Origin of the sequence: Micromonospora sp. NPDC047187 (genome assembly GCF_040643355.1) — a bacterium.
Taxonomy (GTDB): Bacteria; Actinomycetota; Actinomycetes; order Mycobacteriales; family Micromonosporaceae; genus Micromonospora; species Micromonospora salmantinae.
In genome coordinates this window covers 153,338-166,592 of sequence record NZ_JBEYUF010000006.1, presented here as the reverse complement: position 1 = coordinate 166,592, position 13,255 = coordinate 153,338, and the positions used below count along the sequence as shown (strand labels likewise).

The following is a 13,255-nucleotide window of genomic DNA, read 5'->3' as shown; positions in this document are numbered from 1 at the left end:
CGACCAGGGAGAGGGTGCGGAGATGACGCAGCGTGGCCGTGCCACCAGGCCGACGGGTCGACCCCGCGGTGCTGCGGGCCCCCGCGGCGGTGACCTCGCCGCCCGGCGGGACCGACTGCGGGCCGTGATCGAGCCGGTGGTCAACGACGCCGGATACGACCTGGAGGACCTGTCGGTCTCCCGGGCCGGCCGTCGGCACGTGGTGCGGGTGATGGTGGACACCGACGGCGGGATCGACCTGGACGCCGTCGCGGACGTCTCCCGCGCGGTCTCGGCCGCGCTGGACGCCGCGGAGGAGACCGGTGGCGACATCGTCGCCGGCGAGTACCAGCTGGAAGTCAGCTCGCCCGGCGTCGACCGGCCGCTCACCCTGCCCCGCCACTGGCGGCGCAACGTGGGTCGACTGGTCAAGGTCACCGCCCGGGGCGCGGCCGCGCTGCCCGGCCAGCGGGGCGAGCAGCCCGCCGGCGACCGTCAGCTGACCGGCCGGGTGGTCGCGGCCGACGACGAGGGCGTGCACCTGGAGACCGACGACGGCCGTGCCGCCTGGGCGTACGCCCAGCTGGGCCCTGGCCGCGTCCAGGTCGAGTTCACCCGGCTCGCCGAGCTCGGTGAGCCGGACGACGAGTTCGACGACGCGGACGATTCCGACGAGATCGACGATTCAGACGACATCGACGACGAAGATGATGTGGAGGACGAGGAGAGGTGAACATCGACCTCGCGGCGCTGCGCGCACTCGAGCGCGAGCGGGAGATCCCGTTCGACACGATTCTCGCGGCGATCGAGACCGCGTTGCTGACCGCCTACCGGCACACCGACGGGGCCGAGTCGCACGCCCGGGTGGAGATCGACCGCAGGTCGGGCGCCGCCCTGGTGTACGCGCAGGAGATGGATGCCGACGGCAGCCTGGTGCGGGAGTGGGACGACACCCCGCACGACTTCGGCCGGATCGCCGCCATGACCGCCAAGCAGGTGATCCTCCAGCGGTTGCGGGAGGCCACCGACGAGGTGCACTTCGGTGAGTACGTCGGCCGCGAGGGTGACCTGGTCACCGGCGTGGTGCAGGCGCACGAGACGCGTACCGAGAAGGGCATCGTCAGCGTCGACCTGGGCAAGCTGGAGGGCGTGCTGCCGCAGTCCGAGCAGGTGCCCGGCGAGCGGTACGCGCACGGCGAGCGGGTCCGCTGCGTCGTGGTGCACGTGGCCAAGGGCATGCGCGGGCCGCAGATCACCCTGTCCCGGTCGCACCCGGCTCTGGTCAAGAAGCTCTTCGCGCTGGAGGTGCCGGAGATCGCCGACGGCACCGTCGAGATCGGTGCGATCGCCCGTGAGGCGGGCCATCGCACGAAGATCGCCGTCCGCTCCACCACCCCCGGCGTGAACGCCAAGGGCGCCTGCATCGGCCCGATGGGTCAGCGGGTGCGTGCCGTGATGAGCGAACTGCACGGTGAGAAGATCGACATCATCGACTGGTCGGACGACCCGGGCACCTTCGTCGGCAACGCGTTGTCGCCGGCCAAGGCGCTGCGGGTCGAGGTGGTCGACCTGGCCAACCGGGCCGCCCGGGTGACAGTTCCCGACTTCCAGCTCTCGCTCGCCATCGGTCGAGAGGGGCAGAATGCCCGACTCGCGGCCCGATTGACCGGTTGGCGGATCGACATTCGTTCCGATGCGGAGCAGACCGCGCCGGCAGCGCGCGGGGTAACTGATCACGTGCGGGAGCCGGGCGGCGCGATCTCGGGGAGCTAGGGGTAGACTTCCTCCAGTGGTACGACGCGCGCAGCCGGAGCGCACCTGTGTGGGTTGCCGGCAACGTGCGCCGGCCAGCGAATTGCTGCGGATCGTCGCGGTCAGGGACGAGGCTGGTCACAGCCTCCGGCCTGATCCGCGCCGCAGGCTGCCGGGTCGGGGAGCGAACATGCACCCGGATCCGGCCTGCTTCGCGCTGGCGGTGCGGCGCCGCGCCTTCGGGCGTGCGCTGCGCAGCACCGAGGTCCTCGACCACGGTGCGCTGGCGGAGCACGTCGATGCGCCAACCACTACGTCCGGTCAGCCCGACCGGGCGAGGGTCGCTAGCAGGGTAGGACGACCGACATGAGCACACGATGAAGTCCCTGAAATGACCAGGCTTCAAGTGCACGAGTGAGGTCGCTGCGGGTGCTGCCCGCACGACCTCGGAGTGAGGAGTGCAGTGGCAGGCAAGGCCCGCGTACACGAGCTTGCAAAAGAGCTCGGGGTCGAGAGTAAGACCGTTCTCGCCAAGCTGAAGGAAATGGGCGAGTTCGTGAAGTCCGCGTCCAGCACCGTCGAGGCGCCCGTCGCCCGGCGGCTGCGTAACGCATTCGTCGCGTCCGCCGGAGCCCCGGCTCCGGCCGCCCCGTCGGCGCCCGCGTCGACGCCGGCTTCATCCCCGACCCCGACGCCATCCCCGGCCCCGGGCGCGCCCCGGGTCTCGGCCAAGCCGATGCCGCCTCGGCGGCCGGCCGCGCCGGCACCCGGTCCGAAGCCCAAGGGTCCGGTTCCCGGTGCGCCGCAGACGGCGACCCCGGTCGCCAAGCCGGCGAGTGCCCACGACATCGAGGTGGCGGCCGCGGAGGCGCGTGCCGCCGCACTGAAGGCTGAGCAGGAGGCCGCGGTCAAGGCCGCGCAGGCCGCCCGCCAGCAGCAGCGGGACAACCCCGTTCGCCGGGAGCCTCCGGCAGACGGTGGCAACCGCCCCGGCCCTCGGCCGGGTCCCGCGGCGATGCCGCCCCGTCCCGGTTCGCCGGCAGCTCGTCCGAGCACGCCGGCTCCCGGTCCGGGTGCCCGGCCGGGCGGTCGTCCGCCGGCGCGCGGTGCCGGTAACAACCCGTTCGGCATCCAGGGTGGCCAGCAGCAGCGGCCCCCGGCCGCCGGTGCGGGTGGCCCTCGGCCCAACAGCCCGGCGGGCATGCCGCCGCGGCCGAGCCCGAACTCCATGCCGCCGCGGCCCAGCCCGGCGTCCATGCCGAGTCAGCGTCCGGCTGCCGGTCGCCCCGGTCCCGGTGGCGCTGGTCGCCCCGGTGGCGGTGGCGCTGGTCGTCCCGGTGGCGGTGGCGGCGGTTTCCGTGGCGGTCCCGGCGGTGGCGCCGGTGGCGGTGGCGGTTACCGAGGCGGCCCTGGTGGCGGCGCGGGTGCCGGCGGTGGCGGTGGCTACCGTGGCGGTCCCGGCGGCGGTGCTGGTGCTCCCGGTGGCGGTTTCCGTCCGGGTGGTCCGGCCGGTGGCGGCGGTCGTCCGGGTGCGGGCGGTCGTGGCCGTGGCGGCGGCGCCGCGGGTGCCTTCGGGCGTCCGGGTGGTCGGCCGACGCGCGGTCGCAAGTCCAAGAAGCAGCGCAGACAGGAGTTCGACAACCTGTCGGCTCCGACCATGAGCTCGGGTGCTCCCCGGGGTCAGGGTCAGATCGTCCGGCTCTCCCGTGGCGCCTCGCTGTCCGACTTCGCGGACAAGATCAACGCCAACCCGGGTTCGCTGGTCCAGGAGATGTTCAACCTGGGCGAGATGGTGACCGCGACCCAGTCCTGTTCTGACGACACCCTGCACCTGCTGGGTGAGCACCTGGGCTTCGACATCCAGATCGTCAGCCCGGAGGACGAGGACCGCGAGCTGCTCGCGCAGTTCAACATCGACCTCGACGCGGAGGTGGCCGAGGAGCGTCTGGTCAGCCGTGCGCCGGTGGTGACCGTCATGGGTCACGTCGACCACGGTAAGACCAAGCTGCTCGACGCCATCCGTAAGGCGAACGTCGTGGCCGGTGAGGCGGGTGGCATCACCCAGCACATCGGTGCGTACCAGGTCCACGTCCCGCACGAGGGCGAGGACCGGGCGGTCACCTTCATCGACACCCCGGGTCACGAGGCGTTCACCGCCATGCGTGCTCGTGGTGCCCAGGTCACGGACATCGTGATCCTGGTCGTCGCGGCCGACGACGGTGTGATGCCGCAGACGATCGAGGCGTTGAACCACGCCAAGGCGGCCGACGTGCCGATCGTGGTCGCGGTCAACAAGGTCGACAAGCCGGACGCCAACCCGGACAAGGTCCGCCAGCAGCTGACCGAGTACGGCCTGGTCGCCGAGGAGTACGGCGGCGAGACCATGTTCGTCAACGTGGCAGCCAAGCCGGGCATCGGCATCGAGGAACTGCTCGAGGCCGTTCTGCTGACCGCCGACGCGTCGCTGGAGCTGACCGCTCCGATCGACGGGCCGGCTCAGGGTGTGGCCATCGAGGCACACCTGGACAAGGGTCGCGGTGCGGTGGCGACGGTGCTGGTGCAGAAGGGCACCCTGCGGGCGGGCGACTCGATCGTCGCCGGTGGGGCGCACGGCCGGGTCCGGGCCATGCTCGACGAGAACGGCAACCAGCTCACCGAGGCTGGGCCGGCGCGTCCGGTCATGGTGCTGGGTCTGACCGCGCCTCCCGGCGCGGGCGACACGTTCCTCGCCGCGGCGGACGACCGCACGGTGCGGCAGATCGCCGAGCAGCGGCAGGCACGGCGGCGGGCGGCGTCCTTCGCCAACTCCCGTGGTCGGGCCACCCTCGAGACGCTCATGGAGCAGCTCAAGGAGGGCGAGAAGACCTCGCTCAACCTCATCCTCAAGGGCGATGTCTCCGGTTCGGTGGAGGCTCTCGAGGACGCGCTGTTCAACCTCGACATCCCCGAGGAGGTCCAGCTCAAGGTCCTCGACCGGGGCGTGGGCGCGATCACCGAGAGCAACGTCATGCTCGCGAGCGCCTCGTCCGAGCCGGTCACGATCATCGGCTTCAACGTGCGGGCCTCGAACAAGGTCCGTGAGATGGCCGACCGCGAGGGCGTGGAGATCCGGTACTACACCGTCATCTACCAGGCCATCGAGGAGATCGAGGCAGCGCTCAAGGGCCTGCTCAAGCCGGAGTACGAGGAGGCCGAGCTGGGCAGCGCGGAGATCCGCGACGTCTTCCGCTCGTCCAAGATCGGCAACATCTCCGGTTGCATCGTCCGGTCGGGCATCATCCGACGCAACGCGAAGGCTCGCCTGCTTCGGGACGGGGCGGTCGTGGCGGACAACCTCACGATCACCTCGCTCAAGCGGTTCAAGGACGACGCCACCGAGGTCCGCGAGGGCTTCGAGTGCGGTCTGACCCTGGGTGGTTACAACAACGTCCAGGTCGGCGACGTCATCGAGACCTTCGAGATGCGGGAGAAGGTTCGCGCCTGATCCGGCAGTGACACGCTGATCAAGGGGTTTACGCCGAGTGGCGTAAACCCCTTGATCATGCGGGGCGGGTTGGCGGTATCGTCCGGGGCGATGTTCACCGGAACCGCGGTCTTCGACCTGCTGCTGCCGGGCGACTCCCGGTCGCTCAAAGCCAAGAGATCATATGTACGGCCGATCGTGGCGGCGCTGCGCCGCTTCGAGGTGTCGGCCGCCGAGGTGGGTGCGCTCGACCTGCATGGTCGAGCGCAGCTGGCGGTGGCCGTGGTGGCCGCCGAGACGGCGCATGTCCGCGAGGTGCTCGACTCCTGTGAGCGGCTGGTGGCCAATCGCCCCGAGGTCGAGTTGTTGTCGGTTCGACGCCGGCTCTACGGCGTGGACGACGACTGACCATGGTGCCGGCTGTGCCGGGCGACCGGAGCGGCCCCGAAGGTAATGTTCGAGATGTTGGCCGGTCGGCCGGCGGCCTCCGGGCCGCCGGGTCGACCGGAAGCAGGACGCCGTGGAGGTGGCGAGATGTCTGATCCGGCCAAGGTACGCCGGCACGCGGAACGGGTGCGTGAGCTGGTCGCGTCGGTGGTGCGGAGCCAGATCAAGGACCCGCGGCTCGGGATGATCACCATCACCGATGCCCGGATTACCGCTGACCTGCGTGACGCGACGGTCTTCTACACAGTGCTCGGTGACTCGGTGGCCCAGGCGGACACCGCGGCGGCGCTGGAGAGCGCCAAGGGGCTGCTGCGCAGCACTGTCGGCAAGGCCCTCGGGCTGCGCCACTCGCCGACCCTCACGTTCGTCCTCGACGACGTGCAGGACCAGGTCAAGCACATCGACGACCTGCTCGCCGCCGCCCGCAACGCCGATGCCGAGGTGCAGCGGCTCGCCGCCCAGGCGAAGTACGCGGGCGAGGCCCAGCCGTACCGGGTGGACGACGAGACCGATGAGACGGACGAGACCGAGGAGGCCGACGAGGCCACCGACGTCAAGGAGACCCCGCGGGGTGGGGAAACGCGGTGAGCAACACCGCCAGCGCCCCGTTCGCCGGGGCAGCCGGGCTCGGCCCCGCCGATGCGGACTGGGCCGCGGCCGAGGCGTTGGTGCGGGCTCTCCCGCCGACCGCCCGGGTGCTGCTGATCTGTCACATCAATCCGGACGGCGACGCGCTGGGCAGCATGCTCGGCTTCGGTCTGGGCCTGCGGCAGTTCGGCGTACGCGACGTGCAGGCGACCTTTCCCGGGCCGCCGGAGCTGCCGGAGCCGTTGCGGGGGCTGCCCGGGCTGGACCTGCTGGTCCCGGCGGACGCCGCCGACCCGGCACCCGATCTGGTGATCTGCTTCGACGCGGCGAGCGAGTCGCGTCTCGGCGAGTTGGCCGGGCGGTTGTCGTCGGCGGGTGCGGCGCTGGTGCTCGACCATCACGCCTCCAACCCCGGTTTCGGCACCGTCAACCTGGTCGACCCGGGTGCGGCGGCCACGTCGGTGGTGGCTGAGCAACTGCTGGCCCGGCTCGGGGTGGTGGTGGATCCGGCCATCGCCGAGTGCCTCTACGTGGCGCTGACCACGGACACCGGCTCGTTCCGGTTCGAGGCGACCACTCCGGCGGTGCATCAGATGGCCGCCCGATTGTTGGCGACCGGCATCTCGCCGGGTGACATCTCCCGGCGGGTCTTCGACACCCGGCCCTTCGGCGCGGTCCGCCTCTTCGGTGAGGTGCTCGGCCGGGCTCGACTGGAGCCGGCCGCCGCCGGTGGTCGGGGCCTGGTCTGGACCTTCGCCACCCTTGACGACCTGGCCCGGCACGACCAGCGGCCGTACGTGCTGGAGGCGCTGATCGACTCCGTGCGCTGCACCGCCGAGGCGGATGTGAGCTGTGTGGTGAAGCAGACCAGGCCCGCCGAGTGGGCGGTGTCGATGCGCAGCAAGGGCGCCGTGGACGTCAGTCGGGTCGCGGTGGCGCTCGGCGGTGGTGGGCACACGTTCGCGGCCGGGTTCACCGGTCGGGGCACGGTCGAGCAGGTGGTCGAGTCGATTCGCGGTCAGCTGGACGCGGCGCTGATCGGCTGACGCCGGCTTCGGCCGCCATCGATCCGTCGGTCTGGAAGATCAGGGTCAGCTCCGGGGAGTGTTGGTCTTCCCGCGTTCCGTGATACCGGGAAGAATTGCGGGATGGAGCAGCCGCACGACCTCACCGTGGAGGCCCCCCGCGCCTGGGACCGGCCCGCCGTCTCCGTTCCCGTCCTCGTCTGCCTGTCGCTCGTCGGTGGCCGGTTCGCGTCCTTCTCCACCGAGGCGAATCTGTTCACCCTCGGGACGGGTGGGGTGCTGATCTGGCTCGGTCTGAGCAACCGGGTGCCCCGCCGGCCGGCGCCGCGCCGGCTGGGCGCGGGGGCGGCCTGGTGGGCGGTGCCGGTGGTGGTCTTCGGGGTCTTCGAGGGCGTGACCTTCGTGCTGGCTGCCGGCGATGACTTCCCCACCTTCTCCCGGTTGGCCGATCCTCTCCTGGAGGATCAACTGACCCGGTCGGCAGCCTGGTTCGCCTGGTTGGCCGCCTTCTGGGGGCTGGTGCGGCGATGATGCGCGCGCTCGCGATCGGCGGCTTCGTCGCCGCCCTGGTCCTCTTCGCGGTGGTCGAGTGGATGGCCCGGCGGGAGGGGTCGCGGATCCCCACCCTCGGCGAGGTCTGCGCCTATGTGATGCGTTACGAGGTCGGTTCGGTGCCGGTGGGCCGGATCGGTCTGTTCGGGTTCTGGTGGTGGCTGGGCTGGCACTTCCTGGCTCGCTGAACCGGGCTGCCGACCGTCCAAATGGCGGGAACCGTAAGCAGTATGTGGACCTGAACGATAACTTGGGAGAGGGCCGGTGCCGCCTGGCGGTGCAGGTCATGGGCGGTGGTGCCACACCCCGTGCCGCCTCCCTCCAGGGTCGGATCGACCCGGGCTCACGCTGCCCAGTCGGCTGCTCCGGTAACCCCGGACCGCCGTGGGGCGCTCAGCAGGACCGCCCGTGAGGGCCGCCGCGTGTCGGCGGCTCACGCCCTGGGAAGAGGAGCGCCACCATGCCGAACAAGCCCAAGCCCGAGACCACCACCGACGACGCCCGCGAGCAGGCCCGCCGCGCGCTGCAGACGTCGATGGACACCCGTCAGTGACTCGTCTCCACCGGTGGTGACGCCGCCGGCACGCCGCGCCGACGACGTCACCGTCCGGCCACCAGTGCGGGGCGAGTCGTTCAGGACAGGAACGTGTCCAGGGCCGCCTCGATGGTGCCGGAGTCCGGCGTCGCGTACGCCCTCATGGTGGTCTTGTCGTACGAGATGAAACTCGGGCACCTGTTCGTCGGGGCGGTCACGGTGCCGCCGTCGCCGATCTTCTCGGCGGTCCTGGCCGCGTAGAAGGTCAGGGTGTAGCGCGACGAGACGTAGTCGACGGTGACCTGCTTCTCCGCCTTGTCCTTGTACTGACACTTCTTCGGGGCGCCCTGGCTGCCCTGGTCGAACTTCAGGCAGCCGACCACCGACACCTTCTGGTAGTCCGCGCCCTTGGCGTAGTAGGACTTGTCCGAGGGGACGTACGTCGACGACCAGGACGTCGGCCGGTCGGGGTTGTTCGAGAACGTGTAGGCCTTGGCGCCGGCCGGGCCGCTGTAGGGCGCCGCGTTCAGGATCGGGCTGCCCTCGCAGACGTTCGCCAGGTCGCTGGAGTAACGGGCGGTCATCGAGTTGTTGTTCGGTGGATCCGCCTGCCCCGGCGTGGGGACCGTCCCCGTGCCCGGCTTGCTGCCGGTGCCCGACGTGGGGGTGGAGGACGTGTCCCGGGCGGGCTCGTCGTCATCGTAGGCGAGCAGGATGCCGATCCCCGCGCCGCAGATGGCGAGTATGACGACCACCGCGCCGGCGACCAGCCCGATGATCAGGCCCTTGTTCGACTTGTCCGGCGCCGGCGCCAGTGGTGTGCCGTAGTACGGCTGGGGTGGTGGCTGTCCGTACGGCGGGTAGCCGCCCGGCTGCGGGGCCGGCGGGCCGCTCCAGGGGGTGACGTTCGGGTCGGGCGGAGGGTAACTGTCGCTCACTGTGATAAGGCCTATCGCTGTCGTGGTGCCCCCCGCGTGGGAGCCTCGGACAGGGTAGTGAGCGCCGCAAACCGGGGTGCCGGCGACATGGAGCGCAGCAGGGCCTCGATCCTCGGTGACGTCCGGGGAGCCGGTCGAGTGGTTGGCCCGTAAGTCGCCACCGACCTTGTGCTCCTTACCGCAGCCGTGCCAGGATCGGCGGCGATGAACCACGCCACCACCGCTCACCGCCCCGCCTCGCCTCGGCGGATCGCCGCGCTCGCCCTGCCGGCCCTCGTGGTGCTCGCCGCCGAGCCGCTGTACGTGCTGGTCGACACCGCAGTGGTCGGTCACCTCGGCCGGGTGCCGCTCGCCGCGCTCGCCGTCGGCGGCACGGTCATGACGCTCACCGCCTGGGTCGGCACCGTGGTCGCCTACGGCACCACCGGCCGCGCCGCCCGCCGCTTCGGCGCGGGTGATCGGGCCGCTGCGGTCGCCGAGGGCGTCCAGTCGTCCTGGTTGGCGTTCGGTGTCGGTCTGCTGATCGCTATCGGCATGCAGGTCGGCGGCGGCGCGCTCGCGCGTACCCTCGCCGGTGGTGGTGGCGAGGTCGCCGACGCCGCCGCCCAGTGGTTGCGGATCGCGGCCCTCGGCGCCCCCGGTCTGCTGCTCGCCGCCGCCGGCAACGGCTGGCTGCGCGGCGTGCAGGACACTCGCCGCCCCCTGTACTTCGTGCTCGGCCCCAACCTGCTCTCCGCGCTGCTCTGCCCGCTGCTGGTCTATCCCGGCGGGCTGGGTCTGGTCGGCTCGGCCGTGGCGAACGTCGTCGCGCAGACGCTCTGCGGGGTGCTCTTCGCCGCCGCCCTGGTCGGCGAGCGGGTGTCGCTGCGACCCCAACCTCGCGTGATCCGCCAACAACTGGTGCTCAGCCGGGACCTGCTGATCCGTGGGCTGGCGTTCCAGGCCAGCTTCCTGTCCGCGACCGCCGTCGCCGCCCGCTTCGGCGCCGCCGCCGTGGGTGCCCACCAGATCGCCCTGCAACTCTGGTTCTTCACCGCGCTGGTGCTCGACGCCCTCGCCATCGCCGCGCAGTCCCTGGTCGGGGCCGCGCTCGGCGCCGGCGACGATGCGGGTGCGCGGGCGCTCGCCCGCCGGGTCGGGCTGCTCGGCGGCGTCTGCGGCGTGGGCTTCGCGCTGCTCGTCGCCGCCGGCGCGGGCGTGGTGCCGTCGTGGTTCAGCTCCGATGCGGGGGTACGCGAGCAGGCCATGGTGGCCTGGCCGTGGTTCGTCGTCATGCTGCCGCTGGCCGGGGTGGTGTTCGCCCTCGACGGCGTGCTGATCGGCGCCGGCGACGTGCGTTACCTGCGCAACCTCACCATCGTGGCGGCTCTCGGCGGCTTCCTGCCGGCCATCTGGCTGGCGTACGCGCTCGACCTCGGGCTGGGCGGCATCTGGGCCGGGCTCACAGTGTTCGTGGTGATCCGGCTGGTCGCCCTGCTGCTGCGACTGCGCAACGGCAGGTGGGCGGTGACCGGCGCGGTCCGCTGACCGGTCGCCGGGGCCCGCCGGTCAGCAGCGCACGGTGGTCGGCGCGGGCGCGCCAAGGTCGAAGATGGTGCCCGGGTCACCAGCGGGTATCCGCTTCCCGTGCAGGGCAGCCAACCAGTACTGCTCGCGGACCCAGCCGTCCCGCAGTTGAGCGCAGTCCGCGTTCCAGGTGATGGCCTCCGCTGAACCGAGCCACAGACCTTTGGAGGACGCCTGCACGTCGTCCGGGTGCGGCACCTGCCAGACCACCCGGTCGCGGAGTGCCACCACAGCGGCTCCGGCGGGGGCCCGCGGGTCCACGTTGAACGGGTACGCCCACACGAACTCCGTGGAAACCTCCAACAGTCGGATCCCCTTCTCCTCGGTGGTGGCCCGGTAACTGATCCGGCCGGCGGCTCGCGCGCCGGGCTGCCACTGCGACGGCGACGCCATCCGGGTCGCGTATCGAAGGAAGCTGTTGCTGGTGAAGTCCGGCCGGAGCCGCTCGCGGGCGTCCGGGGCGAGCAGCGCCAGGAACGGCTCGGGATCACCCATCAACATCGAGGTGTCGAGCCGGCTCTTGATCAACGCCTTGCGTACCGACTCCAGTGCGGTCCGCACCTGGGTCGCTGTGAACGGCCCGGTGGCCTTGGCCGCCGGCATCCGCACGCCCTCCTCACCCGGCGCGAAGGAGGCCGCTGGCGACCCGGCAAACAGGTCGCGTGGCTCGCCGACCCTGCTCACCGGCGGGGTGCGACTCGCCGTGGGGCTCGCCGAGGCGGATGCGGAGACACCATCGGCAACTCGACCGACCAACACCACCCCGCCGACGACCATCAGCACGGTCAGCACCAGGCCGAAGCCGAGCAGTAGCGCCCCGTTGTGCCGGGCCGAGAAGAAGCGGACCCGGTCCCACCCGGTGGGCTGGTGCTCGGTCTGCGGTGCCCGCAGCCAGTCCGGTAGCTGCACCGGGTTGACCTGCGCCACCGCGGCGGGCGGCGGTGGTGGGTCGACCGGGTCCGTCGGTGTGGTGCTCTCCATGGTTCCTCCGTCAGTATTCGCCGCTGGTGGCCAGCGCGAGCAGGTAGTAGGTGCCGGTCACCAGGGCGGTCCCGAGGACGACTGCCACGACGAACGACAGCACGGCGACGAGGTGCGGATGCGACTCGCTCCATCTGCTCCGGCCGCGCCAGTGCCACACCGCCCGGCGGGCGGCCCGGAGCGCCGGCCGGCCCTCGATCAGGTCGTCGACGTAGCGCGCCGGGGTCCGCCGCTTCGGCGTCGGCTGCCGCATCCACTGCGGTAGGTCGACGCGAGCGCGGTGCTCGTGGCCGGGAGGTCGGTCGGAGGTCATCGGCGGTCCTGGTCCCTTGGCGACGGCATCGGGCGGATGATCTTCGCATCCATGACGGTCGGTCGGCTGCCCCACTCGACCTTCCGTCGAAATGGACGCCCCCTCCCGACAGGCCGGCTCAGACCCCGTGAGTGGAGGCTGCGGTCACGACGGGCCTGCCCACGCACTGCGGGGTGGGTGGCATCTGGCAGGCTTGGCCGACGTGAGCACCGATGGTCTGATCGTGGTCGACAAGCCCGGCGGCATGACGTCGCACGACGTGGTGGCGCGCATCCGCCGACTGGCGAAGACCCGACGGGTCGGGCACGGCGGCACCCTCGACCCGATGGCGACCGGCGTGCTGGTGATCGGTGTCGGCCGGGCCACCCGGCTGCTGACCTACGTGATCGGCGCGGGCAAGAGCTACACCGGCACCATCCGGCTCGGCCAGACCACAGTCACCGACGACGCCGAGGGCGACGTGACCGCCACCGTGCCGGCCGGGCAGGTCACCGACGACGCGATCCGGTCGGCGCTGGCCGGGCTGAGCGGCGAGGTCGACCAGGTGCCGAGCGCGGTCAGCGCCATCAAGATCGACGGACAGCGGGCGTACAAGCGGGTCCGCGACGGGGAGAGCGTCGAGCTGCCGGCGCGGCGGGTCACCATCTCCCGGTTGGAGGTGCTGGCGATCCGTCGCACCGAGCCGGACGTGGTGGACGTGGACGTGGACGTGACCTGCTCCTCCGGCACGTACATCCGGGCCATCGCCCGGGACGCCGGCCTGGCGCTCGGCGTCGGCGGGCACCTCACGGCGCTGCGGCGCACCGCTGTGGGTGGCTTCACCCTCGCCGAGGCGGCGACGCTCGACGAGTTGGAGCAGCGCGCCCCGGACGTGGTGAACCTGCCACTGGACGCGGCGGCCGACCGGTTCTTCGCCCGTCGGGAGGCCACGCCGGACGAGGCCCGGGTGCTCGCCCACGGTGGGCCACTGGACCCGACCGGCCTCACCGGGCCGTACGCCGTCTTCGGGCCGGCCGGCGGCCTGATCGCTATCGTCAGCGAGCGGGACGGACGGGCCCGCGCGGAGATCGTGCTCGCACCGGCCTGACAGCGCAGCGCAGGTCCGCCGGCCCGCAG

The 13,255-nt window shown here is 71.8% G+C and carries 14 protein-coding genes; 11 read left to right on the top strand and 3 right to left on the bottom strand.

Going from position 1 to position 13,255, the window contains the following annotated elements:
* The first annotated feature begins 22 nt into the window (after positions 1–22).
* The 9 genes from rimP to ABZ794_RS13350 all read left to right on the top strand — a co-directional run bounded on the left by rimP (position 23) and on the right by ABZ794_RS13350 (position 7,994).
* Positions 23–712 carry a ribosome maturation factor RimP gene (gene rimP, locus ABZ794_RS13390; protein ID WP_210784723.1) on the top strand — a complete coding sequence of 230 codons (690 nt, stop codon included), beginning with the start codon at positions 23–25 and terminating at the stop codon, positions 710–712.
* Positions 709–1,752, top strand: coding sequence for a transcription termination factor NusA (gene nusA / locus ABZ794_RS13385; RefSeq protein ID WP_210784724.1), 1,044 nt, complete (start codon positions 709–711; stop codon positions 1,750–1,752). Before rimP ends, nusA begins: the two co-directional genes overlap by 4 nt.
* 16 nt (positions 1,753–1,768) lie before the next feature.
* Positions 1,769–2,101, top strand: a complete 333-nt coding sequence (locus ABZ794_RS13380; RefSeq protein ID WP_112624296.1) for a YlxR family protein — start codon at positions 1,769–1,771, stop codon at positions 2,099–2,101.
* A gap of 93 nt (positions 2,102–2,194) precedes the next feature.
* Positions 2,195–5,215: a translation initiation factor IF-2 gene (gene infB / locus ABZ794_RS13375; RefSeq protein ID WP_210784725.1), complete on the top strand. Its 3,021-nt coding sequence runs from the start codon at positions 2,195–2,197 to the stop codon at positions 5,213–5,215.
* A gap of 90 nt (positions 5,216–5,305) precedes the next feature.
* Positions 5,306–5,602 (top strand): DUF503 domain-containing protein, encoded by a 297-nt coding sequence (locus ABZ794_RS13370; protein WP_091400377.1) that lies wholly within the window; start codon positions 5,306–5,308, stop codon positions 5,600–5,602.
* Positions 5,603–5,728: 126 nt separating this feature from the next.
* Entirely contained in the window at positions 5,729–6,229 is a 501-nt protein-coding gene (gene rbfA / locus ABZ794_RS13365; RefSeq protein WP_210784726.1) for a 30S ribosome-binding factor RbfA, read from the top strand.
* A complete protein-coding gene (locus ABZ794_RS13360) occupies positions 6,226–7,275 on the top strand; it encodes a bifunctional oligoribonuclease/PAP phosphatase NrnA (protein WP_238689758.1) in 1,050 nt (349 codons plus the stop codon). Before rbfA ends, ABZ794_RS13360 begins: the two co-directional genes overlap by 4 nt.
* Before the next feature lie 102 nt (positions 7,276–7,377).
* Complete coding sequence (locus ABZ794_RS13355; RefSeq protein WP_210784728.1) at positions 7,378–7,785, top strand: hypothetical protein; 408 nt, start codon at positions 7,378–7,380, stop codon at positions 7,783–7,785.
* On the top strand, positions 7,785–7,994 hold the full coding sequence (locus tag ABZ794_RS13350; protein ID WP_210784746.1) for a DUF6186 family protein: 210 nt from the start codon (positions 7,785–7,787) through the stop codon (positions 7,992–7,994). The genes ABZ794_RS13355 and ABZ794_RS13350 overlap by 1 nt, the downstream gene beginning before the upstream one ends.
* 445 nt (positions 7,995–8,439) lie before the next feature.
* On the opposite strand, the gene ABZ794_RS13345 is transcribed toward ABZ794_RS13350, so the two are convergent.
* Positions 8,440–9,279, bottom strand: coding sequence for a hypothetical protein (locus ABZ794_RS13345; protein ID WP_210784729.1), 840 nt, complete (start codon positions 9,277–9,279; stop codon positions 8,440–8,442).
* 204 nt (positions 9,280–9,483) lie between these two features.
* Here ABZ794_RS13345 and ABZ794_RS13340 point away from each other — a divergent pair, with 204 nt between their 5' ends.
* Positions 9,484–10,806 (top strand): MATE family efflux transporter, encoded by a 1,323-nt coding sequence (locus tag ABZ794_RS13340; RefSeq protein WP_357515676.1) that lies wholly within the window; start codon positions 9,484–9,486, stop codon positions 10,804–10,806.
* A 21-nt stretch (positions 10,807–10,827) separates the two neighbouring features.
* Here the strand turns inward: ABZ794_RS13340 and ABZ794_RS13335 are convergent, their stop codons facing one another.
* Together ABZ794_RS13335 and ABZ794_RS13330 are read right to left on the bottom strand one after the other, a co-directional pair.
* Positions 10,828–11,826 carry a hypothetical protein gene (locus tag ABZ794_RS13335; RefSeq protein ID WP_357515674.1) on the bottom strand — a complete coding sequence of 333 codons (999 nt, stop codon included), beginning with the start codon at positions 11,824–11,826 and terminating at the stop codon, positions 10,828–10,830.
* 10 nt (positions 11,827–11,836) lie between these two features.
* A complete protein-coding gene (locus tag ABZ794_RS13330; RefSeq protein WP_210784732.1) occupies positions 11,837–12,139 on the bottom strand; it encodes a hypothetical protein in 303 nt (100 codons plus the stop codon).
* 184 nt (positions 12,140–12,323) lie between these two features.
* Here ABZ794_RS13330 and truB point away from each other — a divergent pair, with 184 nt between their 5' ends.
* Positions 12,324–13,226, top strand: coding sequence for a tRNA pseudouridine(55) synthase TruB (truB, locus tag ABZ794_RS13325; RefSeq protein WP_357515774.1), 903 nt, complete (start codon positions 12,324–12,326; stop codon positions 13,224–13,226).
* Positions 13,227–13,255: the final 29 nt, after the last annotated feature.

Bases quoted from the DNA above. Each gene is read 5' to 3' on its own strand.
- ABZ794_RS13355 (WP_210784728.1), top strand. From the start codon at position 7,378: ATGGAGCAGCCGCACGACCTCACCGTGGAGGCCCCCCGCGCCTGGGAC.
- ABZ794_RS13335 (WP_357515674.1), bottom strand. From the start codon at position 11,826: ATGGAGAGCACCACACCGACGGACCCGGTCGACCCACCACCGCCGCCC.
- ABZ794_RS13340 (WP_357515676.1), top strand. From the start codon at position 9,484: ATGAACCACGCCACCACCGCTCACCGCCCCGCCTCGCCTCGGCGGATC.
- rimP (WP_210784723.1), top strand. From the start codon at position 23: ATGACGCAGCGTGGCCGTGCCACCAGGCCGACGGGTCGACCCCGCGGT.
- ABZ794_RS13370 (WP_091400377.1), top strand. From the start codon at position 5,306: ATGTTCACCGGAACCGCGGTCTTCGACCTGCTGCTGCCGGGCGACTCC.
- ABZ794_RS13330 (WP_210784732.1), bottom strand. From the start codon at position 12,139: ATGACCTCCGACCGACCTCCCGGCCACGAGCACCGCGCTCGCGTCGAC.
- ABZ794_RS13350 (WP_210784746.1), top strand. From the start codon at position 7,785: ATGCGCGCGCTCGCGATCGGCGGCTTCGTCGCCGCCCTGGTCCTCTTC.
- rbfA (WP_210784726.1), top strand. From the start codon at position 5,729: ATGTCTGATCCGGCCAAGGTACGCCGGCACGCGGAACGGGTGCGTGAG.